17 protein-coding genes are annotated in these 25,755 nt (G+C 70.9%); 13 read left to right on the top strand and 4 right to left on the bottom strand.

The annotated features are described in order from the left end of the window. Positions 1-52: 52 nt before the first annotated feature. From ACFVSU_RS09555 to ACFVSU_RS09545, 3 genes are read left to right on the top strand one after another with little or no spacing between them, the layout of a single operon-like run. A complete protein-coding gene (locus ACFVSU_RS09555; protein WP_387141506.1) occupies positions 53-928 on the top strand; it encodes a fumarylacetoacetate hydrolase family protein in 876 nt (291 codons plus the stop codon). Further along, positions 925-1,776 carry a fumarylacetoacetate hydrolase family protein gene (locus ACFVSU_RS09550; RefSeq protein ID WP_387141503.1) on the top strand — a complete coding sequence of 284 codons (852 nt, stop codon included), beginning with the start codon at positions 925-927 and terminating at the stop codon, positions 1,774-1,776. The genes ACFVSU_RS09555 and ACFVSU_RS09550 overlap by 4 nt, the downstream gene beginning before the upstream one ends. A 13-nt stretch (positions 1,777-1,789) precedes the next feature. After that, complete coding sequence (locus ACFVSU_RS09545) at positions 1,790-4,519, top strand: family 78 glycoside hydrolase catalytic domain (RefSeq protein ID WP_387141500.1); 2,730 nt, start codon at positions 1,790-1,792, stop codon at positions 4,517-4,519. Here ACFVSU_RS09545 and ACFVSU_RS09540 read toward each other — a convergent pair. Continuing rightward, the gene (locus ACFVSU_RS09540; protein ID WP_387141497.1) at positions 4,482-6,101 is read right to left on the bottom strand and encodes a peptide MFS transporter; all 1,620 of its coding nucleotides are present in this window, start codon (positions 6,099-6,101) and stop codon (positions 4,482-4,484) included. The two genes, ACFVSU_RS09545 and ACFVSU_RS09540, sit on opposite strands and share 38 nt — an antisense overlap. A gap of 113 nt (positions 6,102-6,214) precedes the next feature. On the opposite strand from ACFVSU_RS09540, the gene ACFVSU_RS09535 reads away from it, so the two are divergent. Continuing rightward, positions 6,215-7,468, top strand: a complete 1,254-nt coding sequence (locus tag ACFVSU_RS09535; protein WP_387141494.1) for an FAD-dependent oxidoreductase — start codon at positions 6,215-6,217, stop codon at positions 7,466-7,468. A gap of 156 nt (positions 7,469-7,624) precedes the next feature. Here the strand turns inward: ACFVSU_RS09535 and ACFVSU_RS09530 are convergent, their stop codons facing one another. Beyond that, positions 7,625-9,025, bottom strand: coding sequence for an MFS transporter (locus ACFVSU_RS09530; RefSeq protein WP_387141491.1), 1,401 nt, complete (start codon positions 9,023-9,025; stop codon positions 7,625-7,627). Between the two features lie 79 nt (positions 9,026-9,104). On the opposite strand from ACFVSU_RS09530, the gene ACFVSU_RS09525 reads away from it, so the two are divergent. The 5 genes from ACFVSU_RS09525 to ACFVSU_RS09505 all read left to right on the top strand — a co-directional run bounded on the left by ACFVSU_RS09525 (position 9,105) and on the right by ACFVSU_RS09505 (position 13,264). Continuing rightward, positions 9,105-9,818 (top strand): GNAT family N-acetyltransferase, encoded by a 714-nt coding sequence (locus tag ACFVSU_RS09525; RefSeq protein WP_387141488.1) that lies wholly within the window; start codon positions 9,105-9,107, stop codon positions 9,816-9,818. Between the two features lie 92 nt (positions 9,819-9,910). Beyond that, positions 9,911-10,828 carry a cyclase family protein gene (locus tag ACFVSU_RS09520; RefSeq protein ID WP_387141485.1) on the top strand — a complete coding sequence of 306 codons (918 nt, stop codon included), beginning with the start codon at positions 9,911-9,913 and terminating at the stop codon, positions 10,826-10,828. Positions 10,829-11,040: 212 nt separating this feature from the next. Continuing rightward, the gene (locus ACFVSU_RS09515) at positions 11,041-11,205 is read left to right on the top strand and encodes a hypothetical protein (RefSeq protein WP_387141482.1); all 165 of its coding nucleotides are present in this window, start codon (positions 11,041-11,043) and stop codon (positions 11,203-11,205) included. Between the two features lie 39 nt (positions 11,206-11,244). Beyond that, entirely contained in the window at positions 11,245-12,378 is a 1,134-nt protein-coding gene (menC, locus tag ACFVSU_RS09510; RefSeq protein ID WP_387141480.1) for an o-succinylbenzoate synthase, read from the top strand. Positions 12,379-12,382: 4 nt separating this feature from the next. Continuing rightward, positions 12,383-13,264 (top strand): hypothetical protein, encoded by an 882-nt coding sequence (locus ACFVSU_RS09505; protein ID WP_387141477.1) that lies wholly within the window; start codon positions 12,383-12,385, stop codon positions 13,262-13,264. A 72-nt stretch (positions 13,265-13,336) separates the two neighbouring features. On the opposite strand, the gene ACFVSU_RS09500 is transcribed toward ACFVSU_RS09505, so the two are convergent. Further along, positions 13,337-19,648 carry a fibronectin type III domain-containing protein gene (locus ACFVSU_RS09500; RefSeq protein WP_387143463.1) on the bottom strand — a complete coding sequence of 2,104 codons (6,312 nt, stop codon included), beginning with the start codon at positions 19,646-19,648 and terminating at the stop codon, positions 13,337-13,339. A gap of 386 nt (positions 19,649-20,034) precedes the next feature. Here ACFVSU_RS09500 and ACFVSU_RS09495 point away from each other — a divergent pair, with 386 nt between their 5' ends. Then, positions 20,035-21,393, top strand: coding sequence for an alpha-hydroxy-acid oxidizing protein (locus ACFVSU_RS09495; protein ID WP_387141475.1), 1,359 nt, complete (start codon positions 20,035-20,037; stop codon positions 21,391-21,393). A gap of 9 nt (positions 21,394-21,402) precedes the next feature. On the opposite strand, the gene ACFVSU_RS09490 is transcribed toward ACFVSU_RS09495, so the two are convergent. Further along, complete coding sequence (locus tag ACFVSU_RS09490) at positions 21,403-22,041, bottom strand: hypothetical protein (protein WP_387141472.1); 639 nt, start codon at positions 22,039-22,041, stop codon at positions 21,403-21,405. A gap of 100 nt (positions 22,042-22,141) precedes the next feature. Here ACFVSU_RS09490 and ACFVSU_RS09485 point away from each other — a divergent pair, with 100 nt between their 5' ends. Genes ACFVSU_RS09485 through ACFVSU_RS09475 form a run of 3 tightly spaced genes read left to right on the top strand, consistent with a single transcriptional unit; the run spans position 22,142 to position 25,704 of the window. Continuing rightward, positions 22,142-24,001: a substrate-binding domain-containing protein gene (locus ACFVSU_RS09485; protein ID WP_387141470.1), complete on the top strand. Its 1,860-nt coding sequence runs from the start codon at positions 22,142-22,144 to the stop codon at positions 23,999-24,001. Positions 24,002-24,011: 10 nt separating this feature from the next. Continuing rightward, the gene (locus ACFVSU_RS09480) at positions 24,012-25,043 is read left to right on the top strand and encodes a hypothetical protein (protein WP_387141467.1); all 1,032 of its coding nucleotides are present in this window, start codon (positions 24,012-24,014) and stop codon (positions 25,041-25,043) included. Continuing rightward, the gene (locus tag ACFVSU_RS09475; RefSeq protein ID WP_387141464.1) at positions 25,036-25,704 is read left to right on the top strand and encodes a hypothetical protein; all 669 of its coding nucleotides are present in this window, start codon (positions 25,036-25,038) and stop codon (positions 25,702-25,704) included. Before ACFVSU_RS09480 ends, ACFVSU_RS09475 begins: the two co-directional genes overlap by 8 nt. Positions 25,705-25,755 lie beyond the last annotated feature (51 nt).

Raw genomic sequence — 25,755 nt, 5'->3', positions numbered from 1 at the left:
TCCTTCGACAGGCTCAGGAACCGTCCTTCGACACATCTAGGAGACAGAACACATGAAGCTCATCACCTTCGACGGCGGACGCGTCGGCCGGCTGGAACTCGAGGAGGGCGTCGTCATCGAGCTCGACGTCCCCTCGACCCGTGAGTACTTCGAGCGCGGCGGCGACGTGCGCGAGACCGGCGAGCGCCTGGCGTACGCCGACGTGAAGCTCGAGGCGCCGATCCGCCCCAAGAAGTTCTTCCACACGGCGGGCAACTTCGCCGACCACCACAACGAGCTCGAGGCCGTCAACTGGTCGCACCCCGTGCACAAGGGCATCGTGTTCTTCCAGAACGTCGACGCGATCATCGGCCCCGACGACGACATCGTCTACCCCGACCACCTCACGAAGGAGATGGACTACGAGCTCGAGCTCGCCATCATCATCGGCAAGTCCGGCAAGTTCTTCGGGCCCGACGAGGCGGACGACTACATCGCGGGCTTCACCGTGTTCAACGACATCTCGGCGCGCGACATCCAGCGCAAGGAGATGGAGTCGGGCGTCTTCTCGTTCTCGAAGGCGATCGACACGTTCTGCCCGATCGGCCCGTGGATCGTCACGCGCGACGAGGTGCCCGACATGCACGAGCTGCCGATGCAGCTGCGCGTGAACGGCGAGGTGCGCCAGCAGGGCAACACGAACCAGACCCGCATCAGGTTCCCGCACCTGGTGGCCTACCACTCACCGCAGATGTACAGCGCCGGCGACATCATCACGACCGGCACGATCGCGGGCGTCGCGGCGATCCAGGAGAACCCGTTCGACTTCTACCTGAAGCCCGGCGACCAGATCGAGGCCGAGATCACCGGCATCGGCACGCTCCGCAACAAGGTCATCAGCTGGGAGGACCGCTACGGCGAGCCGGCCCCGCAGCGGGTCGACTGGTGAGGCTCGCCAACCTCGCTGGTCGCGCGGTCGTCGTCACCGGCGACCGCGCGGTCGACGTCGAGCAGGCATCGGGCGGGCGCTTCGGCGCCGATCCGCAGGCGCTGTTCGACGACTGGCAGGCGTTCGCGGAATGGGCGTCGGCGGTTCCGGATGCTGCGGCCGCAGCATCCGTCGCCTTCGAGGCGACCGAACTCGGCGCACCCGTTCCTCGTCCGCGGCAGGTGTTCGCGATCGGGTTGAACTACGCCGAGCACGCCGCGGAGGCCGGATACCCGCCGGACTCCATGCCCGTGACCTTCACGAAGTTCCCGTCGTCGATCGTCGGCCCGGACGCCGTCGTGGAGCTTCCCGACGGCCACGTCGACTGGGAGGTCGAGCTCGTCGTGGTGATCGGCCGTGAGGCGCACCGTGTCGACCGGGAGCACGCGTGGGACCACGTCGCGGGGCTCACCATCGGCCAGGACCTGTCGGAGCGGGTCACGCAGCTGCAGGGCTCGGCCCCGCAGTTCAGCCTCGGCAAGTCCTTCCCCGGCTTCGGCCCGACCGGGCCGTGGCTCGTCACCCCCGACGAGTTCGCCGATCGCGACGACCTCGCCATCTCGTGCACGCTGTCGGGCGAGGGCATGCAGGCCTCGCGCACGTCGATGATGCTGTACGACGTCCCCGAGCTGCTGATGCGGCTGTCGGCGGTCTGCCCGCTGCTGCCGGGCGACATCATCTTCTCGGGCACCCCGTCGGGCATCGGCAACCGGCGCACTCCGCCGCGGTTCATCGGCCCTGCCGACGTGCTCGTGAGCGAGATCGAGGGCATCGGCACCCTGACCACGCGGTTCACCTCCGCCCACTGACGTCGGATCGACCATGACAGCGGCACCCCACGACCTCCGGGTCGAGTACCTCCGTGCCCCGATCGGCGTCGGCACGCGCAGCCCGCGCTTCTCGTGGCTCGTCGACCACGTTCGGGCCGCGTACGAACTCGAGGTGTCTACCGCGGGCAAGGTCGTGTGGGCGAGCGGCGAGATCGATACCGCGGATGCCGCACCCGTCGTCTACGCCGGCGAATCGCTGATCTCGAACGCGGCGTATGCCTGGCGGGTGCGCAGCCGTGGCCTCGGGGGCGAGTGGTCGGACTGGACCGGTTCGACGTTCGAGACCTCTCTGCTGGACGCCTCCGACTGGGTCGCGCCCTGGATCGAACCCGTTCAGCAGGATGCCGTGGTCGAGCGGTGGAGCATCGTCGACTGGATCCGCGGACTCGGTCCCGACTCGCCGCCCGAGGAGCGACTGCGTCCCGCGCAGCTGCTGCGCCAGCGGTTCGAGGTCGGTCCGGGTGCCGTGCGGGCGCGGCTGTTCGCCACCGCCCGGGGCGTGTACTCCGCGTACGTCAACGGTGAGCGCTCCGACGACCACGTCCTCGCACCGGGCTTCGACAGCTACGAGCATCGCGTGTCATTCTCGACGGCGGACGTGACGGCGGCTCTCGTCGAGGGGGAGAACGTCCTCGGCGTCGCGCTGGCCGACGGCTGGTGGGCGGGCAGGATCGGCCTGACCGGCTCGAGCGCGCAATTCGGCACGCGCACGTCGGTGATCTGGCAGCTCCACATCGACTACGCCGACGGCAGGACGCAGATCGTCGCGTCGGGCGCCGATGTGCGCAGCGCCACCGGCCCGTGGGCGTACGCCGACCTGTTCGTGGGCGAGCGATTCGACCGGCGCGCCGTGCCCACAGGTTGGAGCCTGCCCGGCTTCGACGACGGCGGATGGATGCCGGCGGCCGACGCCGGCCGCGACCACGCCGCTCTCGTGCCCCTGCGTGGGGAGCCGGTCCGCCGCGTGCTCGAAGTGTCGCCGGTCGCGGTCGTCGAGACCGCCGAGGGGGCCATCGTCGACTTCGGGCAGGTGCTCGTCGGCCGCGTGCGGCTCCGCCTGCGCGACACGGCCCCCGGTCAGCGCGTGGCGATCGAGCACACCGAGACGCTCGCCGCGGACGGCTCGTGGTTCGCGAACATCGCCGGGATCAACAAGGAGCAGACCGACGTCTTCATCGCCGCCGGCGGACCCGATGAGTGGGAGCCGGAGTTCACGTTCCACGGCTTCCGCTACGCGCGCGTGAGCGGCCTGACGACGGACCTGTCGGCCGACGATGTCGTCGCCGTCGTGCTGGCGAGCGATCTGGAAGAGAGCGGCTCGTTCGAGGCATCCGATCCCCGTCTCGACCGGCTTCATCAGAACGTCGTCTGGAGTCAGCGCGGCAACTTCCTGTCGGTGCCCACCGACTGCCCGCAGCGCGAGCGCGCGGGCTGGACCGGCGACATCCAGGCGTTCGTCGCAGCGGCGACGAACAACGCGCAGGTAGTGCCGTTCCTCGAGCGGTGGCTCGACAACCTGCGCGCTGATCAGCTGCCGGACGGCCGCATCCCGATCTTCTCGCCGCGCTCGCCGTTCGACGCCGAGGCAGCGGCGAAGGCGCAGGGGATCGGCGCGATCGTCGCGGCCGCCGGCTGGAGCGACGCGATCGCCATCGTGCCGTGGACCCTCTACGAGCGCACCGGTGACCGCCGCGTGCTCGAGGAGAACTTCGGGGCGATGCTCCGGTGGATCGACTACCAGACGGCGACCGCGCGCGCCGAGCTGCCGGCGTCCCTCGCCGGAGTCGCGCTCGATGAGGTGCGTGCGGACGCGCAGGCGCTGCTCTACAACACCGGCGCGCAGTTCGGCGACTGGCTGACCCCGAGCACGATGGAAGGGCGCCCGATGCACGAGGCGATCGGCATCGCCCCGGCGCTCACGGGGGAGTATCTCGCGCCGATGTTCCAGGCGAACACGCTCACGATCGCCGCCCGTGCCGCTGCGGTCCTCGGGCGGGAGACGGATGCTGCGCACCTCGCCGATCGGGCCGCTCGGGTGCGCGCGGCCTTCGCCGCGGAGTACGTCGACGCCCACGGTGACCTGCCGGTGCGGCTGCAGGGCGTGTACGTCGTCGCGCTCGCGTTCGACATGATTCCCACGGAGCTGCGCGCTCGCACCGCGGCGCGCCTCGTGGAGCTCATCCGCGCACGCGGCAACCGCCTCGACACCGGATTCCTGTCGACGCCGTACCTGCTCGACGTGCTGTGCGACTCCGGCCACCCCGACGTCGCCCGCACGCTGCTGTGGCAGTCCGAGATGCCGTCCTGGCTCTACCAGGTCGATCGTGGCGCCACCACGATCTGGGAGGCGTGGGACGCGATCTCACCCGATGGCGAGATCCGCCCGATGTCCTTCAACCACTATGCGCCGGGCAGCGTCGACGACTTCCTCTACCGCCGGGTCGCCGGCATCCGCCCCACCGCACCCGGCTATCGCACCGCGGTCATCGCGCCCGACTTCCGGGCCGGGATGAGTGAGGTGCGCGCGCACGTCGGAACGCCATACGGACGGCTCGCGGTGGAGTGGTCGGTCGCCGGGGACGCGGCATCCGTGACCGTCGATGTGCCGTACGGAGTGACCGCCCGGCTGGTCGCGCCCCACGGAGAGCTCGCGCTGGAGTCCGGGCGCTCGCGCCACTCGATGGCTATCGGACCCCGCGCATCAGCTTCAGCACCGGCTTGACCGCGGCGAGAAGCGCGAGGCCCAGCACGATGGCGATGCCGCCGAGGAGCGTGAAGTACGGGATCTCGTTCGTCGGGTCGTAGAACTGGGCCAGCCAGCCGGCGATCGCGGTGCCGAGCGCGATCGAGAGGAAGTACAGCGCGACCATCTGCGTGTGGAAGCGCTCGGGTGCGAGCTTCGTGGTCACCGAGAGTCCCGGCGGGGAGATGAACAGCTCGGCGATCGTGAACACGAAGAGGATCATCACGATGGCCAGGAGCGGCGTCGAGTTCGGGGCGCCGTTCGCCCACGGCAGGAAGAGCAGGAACGCGACGCCCATGATCATCGCGCCGAGCGAGAACTTCACGGGTGCCGACGGGGCGCGGTTGCCGAGCTTCGTCCAGATCGCGGCGAAGACGCCCGACAGGATGATGACGAAGATGGGATTGATCGAGTTCACCCACGACACCGGCATCTCCCAGCCGAAGATCGTGCGGTCCAGCTGCTTGTCGGAGTAGATCGTCAGCACCGTGAACTGCTGCTGGTACAGCGACCAGAAGCCGACGTTGACGATGAAGAGCGGGATGAACCCGATGACGCGCGAGCGGTCGTCGCCGCTGATCGCGCGCGACGAGATGATCACGCAGAAGTAGGCGATGGCAGCGCCAAGGGTGACGAGGATCACGACGCCGGCGAGGTTGTCGGCGCGGATGACCCCGGTGAGCACGAGCACGACGATGAGCAGCAGCCCCGCGATGCCGATGCCGATCATCATGCCCCGGCGGTTCGAGGGGAGCGGGTTCGCGACCACCCGTGACGACGCCGGCAGCTGCTTGCGTCCGAACGAGTACTGGATGAGGCCGATCGCCATGCCGATCGCCGCGACCCCGAACCCCCAGTGGAACCCGACGTTGCTCTGCAGGAACCCGGTCACGAGCGGGCCGAGGAACGCGCCGAGGTTGATGCCGAGATAGAAGAGGGAGAACCCGGCGTCGCGGCGCGGATCCTTCGGGGAGTACAGCGTGCCGACGACGGCGGTCGCGTTGGCCTTCAGCCCGCCCGAGCCGACGGCGACGAGGATGAGGCCGACGCCGAGCCCCCACACGCTCGGGAGCAGCGCGAGGGCGATGTGGCCCGCCATGATGACCCACGCGCTGAAGAACAGGACGCGTTCCGAGCCGAGCAGGCGGTCGGCCACCCAGGCGCCCAGGATCGTCGAGAGGTACACGGTGCCGCCGTAGGCACCGACGATGCCGGTCGCCGTCGCCTCCGGGATGCCCAGGCCCCCGTCGGCGACGGAGTAGTACATGTAGATGAGCAGGATGCCCTGCATGCCGTAGAAGCTGAAGCGCTCCCACATCTCCACGCCGAAGATGTGCGCGAGGGCCCACGGCTGCCCGAAGAACCGGGTGTCGTGGTCGGCGCCGTCCTCAGTCGCCGTCGTGCCGGCGGCATCCGTTCCGCTCGCGGCGGCTACGGTGCCGGTTCGGGTGCCATCCGCGGCGGCCGTGGCCCCGTCGGGCGGCCCGACCGGTACCTGTTCGGGCTTGCGTTCTCCCCGCGTCGCGTCGTCCCCCTCGAAGCCCTGATCTCGCCCGTCCATCGCCCGCTCCCGTCGCCCCCGGTTGACGTCAGGCTAGCGACGGGGCGCACCGGCGCGATAGCCCCTGGTGCGGACGCCCTAGTCTGAGCGGGGGCTCACAGAACGGCGCGCACATGCGGATCGGCATCATCGGCGGTGGCGCCGCGGGACTCGCGGCCGCATGGCTGCTCGAGCAGGACCACGACGTCACGCTGTTCGAGAAGGACGACCGTCTCGGCGGTCACGCGCACACGGTCGACGTCGAGGTCGACGGGCACGTGCTCGCCGTCGACGCCGGGTTCCAGTTCTTCGCGTGCAGCGCCGCGTACGCGACGTTCAACCGGCTGCTCGACGAGCTCGAGGTGCCGCGCACGACGTATCCGGCGACGCTGACGGTCTCGCGCATCGACGGCACGCGGCCGGTCGCGATGCCGCCGTTCCGGCGCGGCCGGCCGGTGTGGGCGTCGCTCACGCCGCGCGCGATCGTCCACCTGGTGCGCTTCCGGGCGTTCCTGTCGCGCCTGCCCGCGTTCCTCGCCGAGCACGACACGACCGTGACGATCGCCGAGTACGTCGAGCGCGAGCGGCTGCCGAAGGCGTTCGTCGACGACTTCCTCTTCCCGCTGCTGCTCGCGTTCTGGTGCGTCGACCTCTCCGACTTCCGCCGGTTCGCCGCGTACAACGCGCTGTACTACCTGGGTGCGAACCTCCCGCGCGGGCTGACGCCGCCCGAGCAGAGCGAGATCCCCGGCGGGCTCCGCGTCTACGTCGACGCCCTCGTCGCCTCGCTCGAGCGCGCGAGCCTGCGCACGGGCGCGCTGGTCGATTCCGTCACGCGGGATGCCGACGGCACGCTGCTCGTCGAGCTCGCCGGGGCGCAGCATCCGTTCGACCATCTCGTGTTCGCGTGCGACGCGCGCACGGCGCACGACCTGCTCGCGCCGCTGCCGGAGTTCGCCGAGGTGACCTCGCAGCTGGCGCGGTTCGGGTACTTCGACACGACGATCGCGATCCACGGCGACCGGCGGCTGATGCCGCGCGACGAGCGCGCGTGGTCGGTCGTGAACGTGCGGACGGATGCTGCGCACAGCTCGCTGTCGATCTGGAGCCCCTCGCGCGGGGTCGATGTCTTCAAGAGCTGGGTGACGTACGACGCTGAGCTGCCCCAGCCGCTCTACGCGACCGCGACCTACCGGCACGGTCTCATCGACACCGAGTACTTCGACGCGCAGAGTCGGCTGCGCCCGCTGCAGGGGCGGCACGGGGTGTCGCTCGCGGGGCTCTACACCGCCGACGCCGACTCCCACGAGAGCGCGATCCTCTCGGCGGTCGCCGTCGCCGAGAGGCTCGCGCCGGGCTCTCCGAGGCTCGCGCGGCTGCGCGGCTGACCCGTGCCCGCTCGCCCCGGTCGCCGAGACGTCGGTCCTCAGTTGAGGACCTGCGCTGAGTTGAGGAGCGTTCGACGGGGTTCGCTCCGCATTTCGGCTCAGGTCCTCATTTGAGGACGAGGTGCTGCTCCTCAGCTGAGGTGCAGCGCTCGGGAGTCACTCCGGGAGGGACGGATGCCGCTCCTGGGGCGCGTGGTGGCGCGGGATGAACAGCGCGACCAGCAGCGCGACGAGCGCGGCCCCGCCGCCGAGCAGGAACGAGATGTGGAACGCCGCCGGATCGGGCACCGGGACGCCGTCGACCTCGACCGCGAACGTCGCGAGCACCGCGCCGATCACGGCGGCGGCGGTGCTGGTGCCGAGCGAGCGGAACAGCGCGTTGAGGCCGTTCGACGCGCCTGTCTCGGACTGCGGAACCGATCGCATGATGAGCATCGGCATCGCCGCGTACCCGAAGCCGATGCCGAAGCCGATGCCGATGTTCGCCACGAGGATCTGCCACACCTCGCTCGCGAACAGCAGGGTGAAACCGTAGGTGATGACGAGCGAGATGGCGCCGACGACGAGGAGAAGCTTCGGGCCGACCGTGCGCGCGAGTTGTCCCGAGAAGGGCGAGAGCACCATCATCACGAGACCGGCCGGCATCACGATGAGGCTCGCTGCCACGAGCGACAGGCCGAACCCGCCTGCCGCGGTCGGCAGCTCGAGCATCTGCGGATAGATCACGTTCGACGCGAACAGCGAGAAGCCGAACGCGATCGAGGCGAGGTTGGTGAGCAGCACGGGGCGCCGCGCCGCGACGCGGAGGTCGAGCAGCGGGTCCGTGATGCGCAGTTCGTACCAGCCCCACAGCAGCAGCGCGGCGAGGCCGCCGAGGCCGCAGGCGAGCACCACGGGGGAGGTCCAGCCCCACTCGTTGCCCCGCGACACCGCGAGCAGCACGCCGACGAGGCCGATCGCGAGACCGGCCGCGCCGAGGTAGTCGAACTTCCCGCCCGTGCGCAGGGCGCTCACCGGCACGATCCACAGCACGAGGGCGAACACGATCGCGCCGAGGCCGGCCGCGACCCAGAACAGCACGTGCCAGTCGCTGCGCTCGGTGATGAAGGCGCTGATCGGCAAGCCCAGCGCACCGCCCACGCCGAGCGTCGCACTGATGAGGGCGATGGCCGAGTCCACACGGTCCTCATGCAGCACGTCGCGCAGGATCGAGATGCCGAGCGGGATCACGCCGGTCACGGCGCCCTGGAGGGTGCGGCCGATGATCACGCCGACGATGCCGGGGGAGGCGGCGGCGATCACCGATCCGGCGACCAGCAGCGCCAGCAGCACGAGCACGATGCGGCGCTTGCCGTACATGTCGCCGAGACGTCCGGCGATCGGGGTCATCACCGCGGCAGCGAGAAGGGTCGAGGTCACGACCCACGCGGTGTCGTCGCGGCTCGCGTTCAGCAGCTCGGGCAGCTTCGACTGGATGGGCACGACGAGCGTGAACATGAAGGAGGACGCGAGCCCCGCGATCGCCAGGACCGCCACGATGGCGCCCTGGCGAGGCATCCGGGTGAGTCTTCTTCTCGCGTCCTCGTCACCCGTGCCCATCCCTCCAGGCTATGCCCGGCCGGAGTACCGTGAGCACATGGCCGAGACCGCGACGCCGCCCGGCATCGACATCCGCTTCCTCGACACCGTCGAAGAGGTCCACCGCGCGTCGGCCGTGCTCGCCGAGGTGTGGGGCGGCGACCGGGGCGGGATGCCGCCGAACCTGCTGCGCGCGCTCGCCCACGCCGGCAACTACGCCGTCGGCCTGTACGACGAGGAGCGCATGGTCGGGGCATCCGTCGCCTTCTTCGCGGAGCCCGCCGCGCGCTCGATGCACAGCCACATCACCGGCGTCCTCCCCGACCACCAGGCGCAGGGGCTCGGCCGCGTGCTGAAACGGCATCAGCAGGAGTGGGCGCTCGCGCGCGGGGTCGGTCACATCACCTGGACCTTCGACCCCCTCGTCGCCCGCAATGCCCACTTCAACCTCCGGGTGCTCGGCACGCGGGTCACCGAATACCTCGTGAACCACTACGGACCGATGGACGACGGCGTCAACCGCGGCGACGAGACCGACCGCATCATGGTCTCGTGGGCGCTCGCCGCGCCGCCGGTGCCCACCCCCGAGGATGAGCGCGTGGTCGCGTCGGTCGAGATCCCGCACGACATCGAGACCCTCCGCCGCGAGACGCCGGTGGATGCCGCGGTCTGGCGCGCTCACGTGCGCGACCAGCTCGTCGGGCACCTGGCCGAGGGCCTCGTCATCGGCGGCTTCGACGACGCGCGCGGGTACCTGCTCGTCCGTCCCTGAGGGCCGGAGCATTCCTGCCGTCTGACGGGAGTCGCCTGCCATTCTCCGGATCCAGTCGTGGGAGACGGATGCTGCGCCCCTACGCTGACCGCATGCCCGAGTACCGCGCCCACTTCGACTTCGACATCCGCTTCGCCAACGGCGGTGGCCTCGCCGGCACGGGGTTCCGGCTCGACCTTCCGAGCGCGGATGCCACGGAGGGCGAGATCGCGCGACTCCTGATCGCGCACCTCGGGCTGGCCCTCGTCGACGAGGTGGAGCTGCGGGGCCTGCGCATCGTCGAGGAGCCGCACCGCGGCAGCAGGGGAGTGGATGCCGCGTCCCCGGCCGCCGGCGGAACGCGTGTGGTGGATCTCAGCCACCCGATCCGCGCCGGGCTGGTGACCTACCCCGGCCTTCCCGCGCCCACGATCACGCCCCACCTCACCCGCGAGGACTCGCGCGCCCGCTACGCGCCGGGCACGGAGTTCGCGATGGACGTCATCCACATGATCGGCAACACCGGCACCTACCTCGACTCGCCGTTCCACCGCTACGCCCACGGCAGCGACCTGGCGGGTCTCGACCTGTCGTCGCTGGTGGGCCTGCGCGCCGAGGTGTTCCACCTCGAGGACGCGTGGGATGGCTCGCGCCGAGGCATCCGCTCCGCCACGCTCGCCGATCGCGACGTGCGTGGCGCGGCCGTCCTGCTGCACACCGGCTGGGACCGCTGGTTCGGGCAGCCGGAGTACGGAGGCGGGGCGCCGTTCCTCACGGGCGAGGCCGCCCAGTGGCTCATCGACGCCGGGGCGGTGCTCGTCGGCATCGACTCGGTGAACATCGACGACACCGAGTCGGGCGGCGAGCGGCCTGCGCACTCGCTGCTGCTCGGCGCCGGCGTGCACGTCGTCGAGCACCTCACGAACCTCGGGGCGCTGCCGCCTCGCGGCGCGCGGTTCACCGCGGCGCCGCCCGCCGTCGAGGGCTTCGGCACCTTCCCCGTGCGCGCCTTCGCCGAGCTCCCCGCCTGACCTGGGACTGATCGCCGAGCCGTCGGCGCGCCCGCGAGATCATCACCGATGTCGGAACCCCCTCGTACCGTGGGGTCATGGACGGGTACGCAGGTGTACCGATCAGTTCGTTCGCCGATCAGTTGGCCAACGATGAGCTGGCCCTCGCGACCCGACGGGTGTTGTATCAGCACCGCCCCGAGCATCTCCTCTCCTACGAACGAGGAGGAATCATGCGCGAGCACATCGAGACCCTGATCGTCGCTGTGAGCGACGCGCTGCGGAGAACGGCGCACCACACGGCGCCGGCAGAACCGCGTCGCCGGCGGCCGCGGGTCGCCCGGTCCACGTACGTCCCGGTCCTCCGAGACGCCCAGGCCGCGCGCTTCGCGCACTGACCGCCTCGCTCCGTCGCCGGCCGGGCGTACGCTGAGCGCATGCCCATCGCCCGGCCGGCGGCATCCGTCACCCTCGAAGGATTCGAGCTGCGGGTGCTGCACCTGCCGCTCGTCGCTCCGTTCACCACGTCGTTCGGCACCGAGACGGTGCGTGAAGTCATCGTGGTGCGGGCGCTCACCGCTGACGGCGACGGCTGGGGCGAAGTCGTCACGCAGGCCGATCCGCTGTACTCGAGCGAGTACACGCAGGGCGCGTGGGACGTCGCGCTGCGCTTCCTCGCGCCGGCACTCCTCGACCGAAAGCGCCTCGCACCGGAGGAGGTCGCGAGCGTGCTCGAGCCTTTCAAGGGCCACCGCATGGCCAAGGCCGGACTCGAGCTCGCCGTGCTCGACGCGGCGCTTCGTGCCGAGGGGCGCAGCTTCGCCGAGTACGCCGGGGCGGTGCGCGACCGTGTGCCGAGCGGGGTGTCGGTCGGCATCCAGCGCGATCCCGCGGCGCTCGTCGAGACCGTACGCGGCTACCTCGACGAGGGCTACGTGCGCATCAAGATCAAGATCAAACCCGGCCGCGATGTCGGCGACACGGCCGCCGTGCGCGATGCGTTCGGCGCGATCCCGCTGCAGGTCGACGCGAACTCCGCCTTCACGATGGCGGATGCCGACACCCTCGCCGAACTCGACCGCTTCGACCTGCTCCTCATCGAGCAGCCGCTGCAGGAGGACGACCTCGTCGACCACGCGACGCTGGCTCGCCGTCTCCGCACCCCCGTCTGCCTCGACGAGTCCATCGTGTCCGACAAGGCCGCGGCCGACGCGCTCGCGCTGGGCTCGGCATCGGTCATCAACATCAAGGCCGGCCGGGTCGGCGGGTACGTCGAAGCGGTGAAGATCCACGACCGCTGCCTGGCGGCCGGCGTGCCGGTGTGGTGCGGCGGCATGCTCGAGACCGGCATCGGCCGTGCCGCCAACGCGGCCCTCGCCGCGCTTCCGGGCTTCACGCTGCCGGGCGACGTCTCGGCGTCGAGCCGCTTCTACACGCGCGACATCGTCACCGAGCCCGCTGTGCTCGAAGACGGTCACGTGCGCGTGCCGATCGGCCACGGGCTCGGCGTCGACATCGACCTGGTGGCGCTCGAGGACTTCACCGTCGCGCGCGAGACGCTGACGCGGTAGGCCGATGCGGACCCCGGCGCGACCGCGTCCCCGCCTCGGGGTGTTCGCGCTCGCGGGTGCGCTGGCGCTGACCGGGTGCGCCGCGACGCCCCCGAGCTCCGAGCCCGCGCCGACGCTGCCCGCCGGGGTCGTCGTCGAGCTCCAGCAGCTGCGCTCGGACGTCGCCGGCCGCCAGGCCCAGGTGCATCTCGAGAACGGCGGCGATGCGCCGCTCACGGTCGGAGAGGTCCGTGTCGAAGACGCGCGATTCGACGGCCCCGCGAGCCGCGTGATCGCCGGTCGCGTCAGCACCGTGGCGCCCGGGGGCACCGTCGACATCCGCGTGCAGCTGCCGCCCGTCGACTGCACCGCGCCCGACGACGGCGAGGCCCACGTCGTGCTCGAGCTGACCGGTGACGCCGCGTCGACCGAGGTGACGACATCCGCTCCCGATCCCCTCGGATTCCTCGCGGAGCTCCACGCCCGCGAGTGCCTGCTCGAGAGGGTGACGGATGCTGCCGCCCTCGCCTTCACCGACTTCGAGCCCTCCGCACCGGGCGCGCCTGCGGCGCTCGAGCTCACGGTCAGCCCGACCGGGGACGGGGCGGTGACGATCGAGGGCATCGGACGCACGAACCTGATCGACTTCGCCGGGGCGACCTCCGAGGAGGTCCACGCACTCGACATCGAGGTCGCCGAGGGGGACGCGGCGCCGATCGTGGTGCAGATCCCGATCGTGCCCTTCCGCTGCGACCCGCACGCCGTCCAGGAGGACAAGCGCGGCACGATCTTCGGCCTGGCCGTCGAGCTCGAGGGCGAGTCCGGTTCGGTCGAGCTGTTCGTCGGCGAGGAGATGCGCGGCCGCATCCTGACGTGGGTCGCCGCCTGGTGCGGCTTCGGCGGCTGACTCCGGGTCACGCGGCCGGGAACGCGAAGCGGCCGGCCGCCCGAAGGCGACCGGCCGCATTCCCGGTGTCCGCTATTTCACGGTGACCGTGATCGCTTGGGAGTTGGTGGTTCCGGCGGCGTTGGCGAATTCGGCGACGTAGGTGTACGTGCCGGGTGCGCGGCCCGCCACCGCCGTCTGGGCCTTCTGCGCGTTCGGGGAGGCGGCGGTGAGCGACTGCTGGTCGATCACGGTGCCGTTCTCGAACAGGCGGTAGGTGGTGGCGTTGGTGCCCCACCACAGGTTGGCGGTGAGGGTGTAATTGCCGTCCTTGTCCCAGTTGTCGTGGGAGAGGACGGGTGCCGCGGGTGCGGCGTCCTTCACCTTCACCGTGACCGAGGTGGTCGCGGTGGTGCCCTTCGCGTTGCTCAGCTCGCCGGTGTACACGTAGGTGCCGTTGGGTTTGCCCGACACGTCGACGGTCGACAGCTGCGCCTTCGGCGAGTTCGCGTCCAGCAGCTTGGTGGCGATGAGCGTGCCGTTCTCGTACAGCTTGTACACCGCGCCGTTGACCCCCGACCAGAGGTTCATCGACACCGTGAACGTGCCGTCGTGCAGGCCGTCCTCCCAGCCGGAGTTGGTCGACAGTGCACCGCGGCCGGGCTTGGCCGTGGCGCCTTCGTCGTCGAACACCAGCAGCTTTACCGCCGCGGCGGTGACGAGGCCGTCGTGGTTGACCGCGTTGACCGTGAGCGTGTGCACGCCCACCTTGTCGGCCAGGGCGATGACCTGGCCGGGTGCGACAGGCTCGCCGTCGAACGCGATGTCGAGGTTGCGCACGCCCGACTCCGGGTCGTCCGCGCTCACCCCCACCGTGAACGTGCCCGTGCTCGGCAACAGCGTGCCGTCCGCGGGCAGCCCCGACAGCACCGGTGCGGTGGTGTCCGTCGCCCCCGACGGGTCGCCGGTGACCGAGATGCGCGGCGCCGGCGGGGTGCTCATACCGTCGCCGAGGAAGAACGACGTCTGCGGCGGCTGGTTGTAGCCGGTGTTCTGCCACGCGACCGACAGGCGGTAGACCGGGTCGTGCATCAGCGTGCGCAGACGCAGGTCGGTCTCGGCGGTGGTCGAGTAGATCCGCAGCTCGCTCGAGTCGGCCGAGCGCCACGCGATCTCTTCGCGCCAGTCGCCGAACAGGTCGGCCTGCAAGTTGGGCGTTCCCTTCGTCGAGTTGTTCGAGCGGGCGCCGTCGGCCTTCACGATCACGTCGGCGGACTCGGTCTCCCAGTTCCACTTGGCGATCGTCGGCACGCCCTGGGACGTGGTCGCATTCCAGTCGTGGTCGACGATCTCGCGCAGCGGGTCGCCGTCGAACCACGCGAGGAAGTTCGCCGCGGGGATCTTCTCGCCGATGAGCTCGCCCGTGGACGACTTCAGCTGGCCGACGGGGGAGTTCCACGCGGCGTCGCCGCCGATGGCCCATCCCTCGGCACCGTCGTAGCGGGGATCGATGTCGCCCGATGCCGCGCGGCCGGTGTCCTTCACCGCGGGGATCGACCACAGCACCTCGCCGGTGCGGGCGTCGCGCATCGTGGCGCCGACGTTGCCGGAGTTGGCCATGTCCTCGTGGGCCGCGAAGACCTCCAGGCCCGGGTTCGAGGGCACGAGGTCCGACACGTGGATCGCATCGCCGTGGCCGAGGCCGGTCGAGTAGAGCAGCTGCCCGTCGTCGTCGACCGTCGCCGAGCCGTAGACGATCTCGTCCTTCGAGTCGCCGTCGACGTCGGCCACCGACAGGTTGTGGTTGCCCATCCCGTAGAAGCCCTCGTTGCCGTCCTCGTTCGAGTCGAGCACCCACCGCTGGGTGAGCTTCGAGCCGTCGAAGTCGTACGCCGCCATCACCGCGCGGGTGTAGTACCCGCGGCTGAAGACCGCGCTCGGGTGCTCGCCGTCGAGGTACGCCGTCGCCGCGAGGAACCGGTCCACCCGGTTGCCATAGGCGTCACCCCAGGCTCCGACGTCGCCGCGGGCAGGCACGTAGTCCACGGTGTCGATCGCGGCGCCGGTCAGGCCGTTGAACACCGTGAGGTACTCGGGGCCCGTGAGCACGTAGCCCGAGCTGTTGCGGTAGTCGGCGCTGGCGTTGCCGATCGGCTGGCCGACGCCGTCGATCGTGCCGTCGCCGGTCTTCATGATGACCTCGGCACGCCCGTCGCCGTCGTAGTCGTACACCTGGAACTGCGTGTAGTGCGCGCCGGCCCGGATGTTCACGCCCAGATCGATGCGCCACAGCCGCGTCCCGTCGAGCCGGTAGGCGTCGAGGTACACGTTGCCGGTGTACCCGGCCTGCGAGTTGTCCTTCGCGTTGGACGGATCCCACTTCACCAGCAGCTCGTACTGGCCGTCGCCGTCCACGTCACCCACGCCCGTGTCGTTGGCGGAGTAGGTGTACGGCTGGCCGTCCTTGCCGTAGGCGTCGGCCGGCTTGTCGAGCGGCACCGACCGGTACGCACCGGCCTGCACGCCGAACGAGTCCGTCTCGGTGGTCTCGACGCCGTCCAGCACCTTGGTGATGAAGTAGACGGATGCTGCGCCCCCGGCCTCGTCGAGATAATTCGTCGAGTCCGTGATCGGCGTCGAGGTGACCCGCTTCCCGTCACGGTAGACGTGGAAGGCCACGCTGTCGGGATCGGTGCCGAGCATGCGCCACGACACCAGGTTCCCGGCATCCGTCGACACCGCCGCCGGGGCGCGGTCGAGGTACTCGGCCTGGCGCTGCAGCACCGTCACCGCCTCGGTGCCGAGCTGCGCGGACGCAGCACCGGCGCCGCCCGCGTTCACCGCGACCACCGTGTAGAAGTACGGGATCGTGGTGAGCACGTCGGTGTCGGTGTAGCGGCTCGCGTCGGCCACGCCGATCAGCTCGCCGCGCTCGCCCTCGACCTCGGAGCGGAACACCAGGTAGTACAGCGCACCCAGCGGCTGCGCCCACGAGAACTCCACCGAGCGCTTCTCGATGCTCTCGACCGCGAGCCCCGACGGTGCCGCGGGCGGCGTCACGTCGGCGTCGACGAACGAGACCTCGACCGTGGCCGACGGCACCGACTCGAGCTTCGTCTGGTCGACCGCGGTCACGTGGTACGCGTAGTCGAGCCCGACGCGAGCCGTCGTGTCGACGAATGCGGGCTCGCTCACCGCCGCGACGAGGACCGGCTTGGCGTCGAACGGCGACTTCCGGTAGACGTTCCAGGTGAGGTCGGGCTCGGCATCCCACGCCAGCGAGACGCTGGGCGCTGCCGGGTCGGCGTTCACATCGACGACCTCGAGGCCCACCGGCCCGAGGAGGATCGGCGTGATCTCCAGGCCGTTGAGGCGCGTGCCCGCGGCGGCGCCGTACGCCTCGACGTTGAGCTGCCCGTCGGTGACGAGGTACGGTCCGCGCAGGGTCGAGTTGACGCTGCCCGTGCCGGCGTTGCCGGTGCCCGCCTCCTTGCCTTCGATGCGGAAGCTCGTGCGCGTCGATCCGATCCAGTCGCCCGAGTAGGTCTTCACCGAGTAGGTGCCGTTCGGGACGTCCAGGGCGAAGGTCGAGCTGTCGCCCGGGAGCACGAAGTCGCGCACGAGGTCGTTCGAGCCCGTCGCGGCGCCGCGGTCACGGCCGGCGTTCGCGGCCAGGGTGTTGAGGAAGCCGTACCCGCGCTCGGCCGTGTACGCCGTGTTCGGGTTCACTTCGGTGTACCCCGCCATCAGGGGGTTGCCCGCCAGCTGGAAGTCGTACTTGTACACCGCCTGCTTCGTCGTGAAGGTCACGGCGGTGCTCGGCGCGGACTCGCCGCGGCCGTTCACCGCGACGACGCGGTACCGGTAGCCGGTGCCCTCGGCGAGCCCCTGCACGATCGAGCTCGTCTGCGTCACCATGCCCACGAGCGTCCACTCGGGGGCCGTGTCGGCCACCGCCTGACGGTAGATCTTGTAGATGTCGGCCGTCGGCGAGGCATCCCACTGGAGCGTCGCGCCGCCGTTGCTGATCGCGCCGGCCACGACGTTCTGCGGAGCCGCGGGAACGTCGGCGGGCGGTGCGATGTCGGAGACCTTCGCCGCGAGCGGCGAGTCCAGTCCCGCGACATCCTGCGCGATGAGCCGGGCCATCTGGATCGCGCCGTACTCCTGGAAGTGCGTGTCGTCGACGATGCCGGCGGGCCGGTTCGCGAAGATGCCCGGATCGACGTGCAGGAACACGGCCTTCGCCGCCTCCGGCCCGATCTCGTTCAAGTACGCGCGGCTGGATGCCGACAGGTCGACCAGCAGCACGTCCTCCTCGGCGGCGAGCTCCTTCATCTTGTCGACGTACTCGGGGAAGCTCACGTTGAAGATGCCGGTGGCCGCGTCGAAGCTCCGCCGCGAGACCGGCGTGACGAGGATCGGGGTCGCCCCGCGCTGGCGCGCGCCGTCGACGTAGACCCGCAGGTACTCCTTGTAGTCCGCGGGGCTCGCGTAGCGGTCGTCGACACCCTGGGTGGCGTCGTTGTGCCCGAACTGCACGAAGAGGTAGTCGCCGGGACGGATGCTGCGCAGCACCTCGTCGAGACGGCCCTGCGTGATGAAGTTCTTGGACGAGCGGCCGCCGATGGCGTTGTTCTGGAAGGCGATGTCGTCGGCGAAGAACCGGTCGATCATCTGACCCCAGCCGGCCTGCGGCGCATACGCGATCGGGTCGTAGGTCTGCACGGTCGAGTCGCCGGTGAGGAACGCCGTCGAGATGGCGCCGGCGACACGTGCCGGCAGGCGCGTGATCGTCAGCGCGTTGACGGCAGGCGCGTCGCCTGCGAACTGCAGCGCCAGCGTGCCGTCGACGAGGGCGATCGTGAACGACATGTCGAGGAACGCGCCCGCGGCCTGCGGGTTCGCCAGCACCTTCGCGATGCTCTCGGCCGTGACGGTGGTCGTGGTCGCCGCCTGGGCGTCGCCCGAGACCAGGCGCACGGAGTAGTCGCCGGCGCCGAGGTCGACCTCGAAGGTCGAGCCGGCCGCGGCGACGAAGTCGCCGCGCAGCGCGTCGGAGCCGCCGCGGTCGACATCGGGCGTTGCCGAGGTGGGCGCAGTCGAGAAGCCGTAGCCCCACTCCGGGTTGTACGCCGTCGCCGACGTCACCGACAGCGCGCCGTCGGCCACCTGGCCCGGGCCGAAGTCGAACGTCACGACATCGCCGGCGGGAAGCGGTGCGGGAGCGGTGTACACGTTCGAGGTGACGGCGGCCGAGGCCGGCGAGGAGCCCGCCTGGTTGCGGGCGGTGACGCGGTAGGTCCACTGCTGCGCCGTGTCGGCAGCATCCGTGTATCCCGGCGTCGTGACGGTCGCGAGCGCGGAGAAGACGCCATCGGCGCCCGCGCGCTCGACGACGTACTCGTCGCCGTTCGCGACGGCCGACCACGAGAGCACGACCGCGTCACGCGTGACCTGCGCCACAGCGAGGTCGGCCGGGGCGGCCGGCGCGACGAGCTCGGGGATGACGCCCGACCGCACCTCGGCCGACGAGGCGGAGGCCACGCCGTCGTCGTCCACGGCGACGACCGCGTAGGCGTACGAAGCGCCCTCGGCGACGGAGGTGTCGCTGTAGGAGGGGTCGGTGGTCTCGGCGATCTGCGCGAACTCGCCGGTGGTGTCGTTCGCGACGGGCGCGCGCAGCACCTGGTACGTCGTCGCGCCGTCGACGGCGGTCCATGCGAGGTCGACGCCGTTCCAGGCGACGCGGGTCGTGGCGAGGCCCGTCGGCGCGTCGGGAACGATCGGCGCGACGACCAGGCCGTTGATGTAGGCACCGAGACCTGAGCCGGTGAAGCCCACCGTGAGCTGGCCGTCGGTGACGGAAGTGGTGAAGGTCGCGGTCGTGTTGAGGCCGCGCGCCGAGGTCATGCGGGTCTGCGCGACACCCTCGAGGGTCACGGTGGCGTTGGTGCCGGATGCGGTGCTCAGGCCGTCGCCGATGGTCACGGTGACCTCGTAGTCGCCCTCGGGCAGGCCGTCGAGCTGGAAGCCCCAGTTCGTGCCGGCGACGAAGTCGTCCTCCATCGGGCCGGTGGGAGAGCCGTCGGTGCTGCGGTCGCGGTCGAAGAGCGTCACGCCCTCGGGCACGGTGATGCCCCAGCCGGTGTCGGCGGTGTACAGCGATGTCGTGCGCACCTGCTGCCAGCCCTCGGCGACGGCGCTCGTCGCGGTGCCGAAGTCGAAGCGCCAGGCGCCGTCGTCGGCCGGGGGGAGCAGCGCCGCGGCGGGGGTCGCGGTGATGAGAGCCGCGACCACGGCGGTGGCGCCGGCGATCGCGGTGAGTCGAAGCCCGCGGCGGGGTGCGCGGGCCGCGGGGGCGTGTTCTGCGGGTCGCGTCGCGCCGTCGGCGCGTGCGGACACGTGGGGCACGGTTCCTCCTGTTGTCAGCATCGGCAAAGGATGACGGCGCACGCCGCGGCATCGCGGCATCCGTCGTCGTGAACCGGGCGCGTACGGACTCGAGCCCTGTCCGGTGTGGACCGCGCTGGTGCCGCGGTCCGGTTTTGTTGTCCCGACCGCGGAAAGCGTTTCCCGCACTCGGTCGCTCGCAGTCTGGCACGGCGTCGTGCCGAGAGGCAAGAACTGCGTGAAACGTTTTTACGAGTTGACCTGCACACCTTGCGCCGCCGGCGCCCGGTGCCCTAGGGTTCCCGGCGAGCGCTTTCCCAGACCCCCGCCGCCGATGCGTATACGGACCGTGTCGGCGGCGGGCTCGGCGCGCCGCCGTTCTGCGTAGGCTGGCGGGCATGGCCCAGAGCAGCGTTGCTCCCGACGACCCCGCCGCCGCGTCGCGCGGCATCTCGCGTCGGGCCCAGTCCGACATCTACCGCGCCGGCATCAGCGGCACCCGGCCTCGCGTGCCGGTCGACACCGATGCCCTCGAGGCCGCGGCACGCAAGGCGCTGAGCGCCGAGGCGTTCGCGTACATCGCCGGGGGAGCGGGCGCCGAGCGCACCGTCGCCGCGAACCGCGCCGCCTTCGGCCGCTGGCAGGTGTGGCCGCGGCCGCTGCGGGACGTGTCGTCGCGCGACCTGTCGATCGACCTGTTCGGCGTGCGGCGGCCCACGCCGCTCCTGCTCGCCCCGCTCGGGGTCATGGAGATGGCCCACGCCGACGCCGACCTTGCGGTGGCGCGGGCGGCGGCCTCGCTCGGCGTCCCGTACACGCTGTCGAACCAGGCCTCCTTCCCGATGGAGGCGGTGGCCGATGCCGCGCCCGACGGCGCGCGGCTGTTTCAGCTGTACTGGTCGGCGTCCGACGAGCTCAACGCGTCGTTGCTGCGCCGGGCCGAGGCATCCGGATGCGAAGCGGTCGTCGTGACGCTCGACACCCACCTCCTCGGATGGCGCACGCGCGATCTCGACCTGGCGTACCTGCCGTTCACGCGGGCGATGGGCATCGCGCAGTACACGAGCGACCCCGTCTTCCAGCAGCTGGTGCGCGATCGCGCTTCGGCAGGCTCAGCGACCGGAACGGCGATGGATGCTGCCGCCCCGCCTCCGCCGCCGGTCAAGGTCACCCCGAAAGCGGTGGCGGCGGGGGTGCGGATCGCGCGCAAGGGCGCGGCCCTCACGGGCACGAGCAGCGTGCGCGAGAACCTGCGCTCGCCGCTGCCGCGCGCCGCGGTGGAGACGTTCCTCGATGTGTTCTCGACGCCGGCGCTCACGTGGGACGACCTGTCGAAGGCCCGGCAGTGGACGTCGCTGCCGATCATCCTGAAAGGCATCGTGCATCCCGACGACGCGATCCGGGCGCTCGATGCCGGCGTCGACGGCATCTGGATCTCGAACCACGGCGGGCGTCAGATCGACCAGTCCGTGCCGACCCTCGAGGTGCTGCCCACGATCGCCGAGCGCGTCGCCGGACGTGTGCCCATCGTCTTCGACTCCGGCGTGCGGCAGGGCTCCGACGTGTTCATCGCGCTCGCTCTCGGCGCGACGGCGGTCGCGCTCGGGCGTCCCTACTCCTACGGCCTCGGCGTTGCGGGCGAGGCCGGCGTGCGCGAGGTGGTGCGCAACGTGCTGGCCGAGCTCGACATCACCCTCGGGCTTTCGGGGCACACCTCCGTCGCCGAGATCGGACGCGACGCGCTGCGGGAGGTGTGACCCCCGACGTCACCGCGGCTCACCATCCTCGGTGAAGCCGAAGATCGGCGTCGCCCCGGCGAGCTCGCCGACGGGCAGCGGCTCGTGCGCGACGGGATGGTCGGGCCACCCGGGGTAGAGGATCGCGGTCAGCTCCGCGGGATCGCCGTCGAAGCAGGTGCTCGTGGCGCCCACGCCGATCGCGTCCGCCCTGCCCGCGCCGCCGCGGATCTCGATCGTGAGCGTCGCGACGTCCAGCGAGGGATCGGACGCCTCGACCACGACCTCACCGTCGGCGTGCTGCGCGGGTGGCCTCGTCGTCCAGCCTCGGGCGATCAGCCATTCGCCGAGGCGATCCGCCGTCGTCGGCGCGTCGGCGTCGGTCGTCCAGCCCTCGTACGTGGTGCGGTGCAGCGAGAAGGCATAGCCGTCCCGGCAGTCGACGGGGATGTCCCCGTACTCCTGCACCTGCCAGGTGCCGTCCGAGACGTGGACGAGCAGCGCGGCGACGGCCTCCTTGAACAGCAGGTTCGCCTGTCGCGCGGACGCGTACAGCTCGTCCCCGTGCGGAGCCATGGCGGTGCACCCGGGCAGTGCGAGAAGCGCGAGCAGGGCGACCGCGAGCCACCGCGAGAGGCGAGCGGGACGTCTCGGAGCGGGCTCGGTCATCGCGACCTCCGATCCACGCGACCAGCGTATGCCGCGTGTGCGCGGCCGGGGAGGTGCCGCTCGTCTGTGCGCCTGCGGCCGGGAGCCTTAGGCTTCTGCCATGCCCGCACGAAGCCGGCGCTCGCCCGCCGACAGCTCGCCCCTCGCCTGGATCCGACCGCGTCTGCTCGCGGGCGCGGCAGTGCTGATCGCCTCGGCCATCGCGCTGACCGGCTGCTTCGGCGCCGATCCCGTGGTCGAGGAGTCGGGCGGCGGCGACTTCGCCGATGACGGCTGCACGAGCGTCGTCGTGGCGACGTCGTCCGAGAAGGTCAACATGCTCGACGCGCTGGCCGACGCGTTCAAGGAGTCGTCGCAGCACGAGCAGCTCGCCGAATGCGCGACCGTGCATCCGATCAACGTCTCGTCGGGCGACGCGACCCGTTTCCTCACGGCGGGCGGCGACTGGCCCGACGACGACACGCGCCGCTGGCCCACGATGTGGTCGCCCGCGTCGACGGTGTGGACCGATCGGGTCGCGGCCGCAGCATCCGCCTCCCTCGTCGGCGAGCCCGAATCGTTCACGCACACGCCGGTCGTGTTCGGCGTTCCCGAGACGATGGCGAAGGCGCTCGGCTACCCGGCGTCGCCGATCGGCATCGCGGACTTCGAGGCGCTCTGCCAGGACCCCGCGGGCTGGGCGAGCGTCGGCAAGCCGCTGTGGGGCTCTTTCAAGATCTCGAAGACGAATCCCAACACGTCGACGACCGGGCTCTCGGCGATCCTGATGCAGTCGTACGAGGCCTCCGGCAAGAACGCCGACCTCACCGCTGCAGACGTGGCCGCCGCGGCCGAGTTCTCGCGCGTGTTCGAGGAGTGCGTCATCCACTACGGCGACACCACCGGCAAGGTGCTGACGCGGCTCTACGACGAGACCCAGAACGGCGCCGGCGGCTCGGGCTACGTCTCGGCGGTGGCGCTCGAAGAGACCTCGCTGCTCAACTACAACCAGGGCAACCCCGACTCGCACACGGTCCAGCCGGGTGAGACGCTGACGCCTCCGAAGGAGAAGCTGGTCGCGGTGTACCCGTCGGGCGGCTCGATGTGGTCCGACAACCCGATCACCGTGCTCGGCGCCGACTGGGTGACGCCCGAGCAGGCCGAGGCGGGCGCGGCGTTCGCGGCCTTCCTGCAGACGGATGCGGCGCAGAAGATCCTGCCCGAGTACGGATTCCGCCCGCTGGATGCCTCGGCGCCGCTGGGCGACCTCTTCACGGCCGAGTACGGCGTCGACCCTGCCGGCCCTGCGGTCACGCTGCCGAAGCCCGCCGTCGACGTGGTGTCGGCCGCGATCGACCAGTGGACGCAGATCCGCAAGCCGTCGTCGGTGCTCGAGGTGATCGACATCTCGGGCTCGATGGACGAGGCGATCGGCGACGGCCGCTCGAAGCTCGACGGCGCGATCGAGGGCGCGCAGGCGACCCTCGGCCACTTCCGCTCGTCCGACGAGGTCGGCGTGTGGGCGTTCACCACCGGCGTCGAGTCGGAGGCCGGGAAGAACATCGTCGTGCTGCGCGACGTGTCTCCGCTCGCGAGCGACCGGGAGTCCGTGGACTCGTCGCTCGACGACCTGCGCTTCGCGCACCGCGACGGCACGCCGTTGTACGACGCAATCGCCGCGGCGTACGACGAGATGGTCGCGCGGGCGCAGCCCGGGCGCATCAACGCGATCGTGCTGCTGTCGGACGGCCAGGACACCGACTCCGAGATCTCGCTGGACTCGCTCGTCGCGAAGATCGGCGCCGCGTCCAAGGAGGGCGGCGACGAGGCGCCGGTGCGCATCTTCCCGATCGCGTACGGCGAAGGGGCCGACACCGGCGCGCTGCAGCGCATCGCCGAGGCGACCGGCGGCCAGTGGTTCGACGCGTCCGACGCCGCGAAGATCGACCTCGTCTTCGCGTCCGTGATCAACAACTTCTGAACGGCGCAGGATGCCCCACGATCTCGGCCTGAACGCGGCGGACGTCTACCTCGACGACGCCGTCGACGCGCTCGCGAGCAGCAACGTGTACGTCTCGAGCGACGTGTCCGGTGGGACGCAGCTGCAGCAGACGCTGGACCAGCAGGTCACCGACGAGTCGATCGCGGTCGTCGTGTTCCCCGACAACCAGGCGTTCGACATGAGCGGCCGGGAGATGGTGGCGTCGCTCGCCGGCCGAACCGACTACGACACGATCATCGTCGCGGTCGGTAACGACCTCTGGGCGGGATCACATGTGCTGCCGTCCGGCGAGGCGATGCGGATCGCCAACGAGGCGGAGGGTTCCCCCGACGGCCTCGACGCCTCCATCGTGCAGACGGTCGAGGGGGTTGTCGCCGCGTATCCCGATGACTACGTCCCTGATTCCGGCGGCGTCGACGGCGGCCTCATCGTCGGCGGCGCACTGGGCCTCGTCGTGCTCGTCGCGGCGGGCGGCGCGCTCTGGGCGGTGCTCCGCCGGCGCGGTCGCCGCGGCACCCCTGGCCACCACGCGCCGCTTCCCGACACCGTGCGCCCCCTCGTCGGGCGCTTGCGGGCGCTGAGCGGCGAGTACGCGGCGGCCGGGGCATCCGGAAATCGCGATGCGACCGAGGTGGCGAGCGAGATCGTGACCGTCGCGAACAACACGACGGAGCTCTTCGAACGCCTCGACCGCAAGGGGGACGAGGGCCAGCGGGCCACGGCTGCCGTCGAGTACGGCGAGACGCTGCGCAAGCTCACGGCGGCCCTCGACCGCGACTATCTGCTCGACATCCTGCAGCACCCCGACCTGTGGGACGACCCGGTCGACCGCGTCCGTGAGGTGCGCGCCGCGCTGACCTCGTTCTCGACCGAGCTCGTCGAGAACATCAAGCAGGTCAACGCCCGCCGGGGGCTGCATTTCCAGGTGTCGCTCGACGGACTCATCGGCCGCCGCAAGGAGCTGCAGGAGTGGGACCGCGCGTTCGAGCAGGCCAAGGACGAGGGGAAGCCCAGTGAGTGACGCTCTGCCCGACCGAGTCCCGTGGGGCAGGCCGGCGGTGGACGGCATCCCGCTGCCACCGTTCGCGACGGATCAGGAGGCGGCCCGGTATCGGCGGCTGCTTCAGCTGCACCTCGCCCTCATCGACGACGGTGGTCCGTCGGCCGCCGTCACCGCGCTGCTCGAGACCCTCGACGCCCGCAGCGGCTGGCGGGTCGAAGCGGGCAGGGATCTCAGCGGCGCCGAGCTGCGGCTGAGCCTGGCGACGTACTTCCCGGCCCCCTGGACGCCGGAGCGGCTCGCACCGCTGCTCGCCGAGCACGTCACCTGGGGAGCGCCGGTCAAGGGCGGCGCGTCCTGGCGGTGGCTCGGAGACCCCGACTTCGGAGCCATCCCTGACTCCGGCGGCGGATGGCGCATCACGCGGCACGAGCGCGGATCCTTCACGTACGACAGCATCGGGCACGACGACCTCGTGCTGCTGTGGATGGAGCACTTCTGCTCGAGGTTCCCCTTCCCCTTCGGCCACCGTGCGTCCGACGAAGACCTCGATGCCCTCGCGCCTGCTGCGGCAGCGGTGCGCGCAGCGCACGCCGGTAATGTGGCCGCTCCCTATCTGGTCGGCTGGCGCGCCGAGCGCGACGAGGCGCTCGCCGCCGGGTCCTCTTCCCGCGACGACTAGAATCGACGGATGCCGCGGTCAGCGGCTTCTCGCACTCTCGTGCATCCCCTC

The sequence above is a fragment of the Microbacterium sp. NPDC058062 genome (genome assembly GCF_042885375.1).
GTDB lineage: Bacteria > Actinomycetota > Actinomycetes > Actinomycetales > Microbacteriaceae > Microbacterium > Microbacterium trichothecenolyticum_C.
This window is presented reverse-complemented; position numbering and strand designations above follow the sequence as displayed.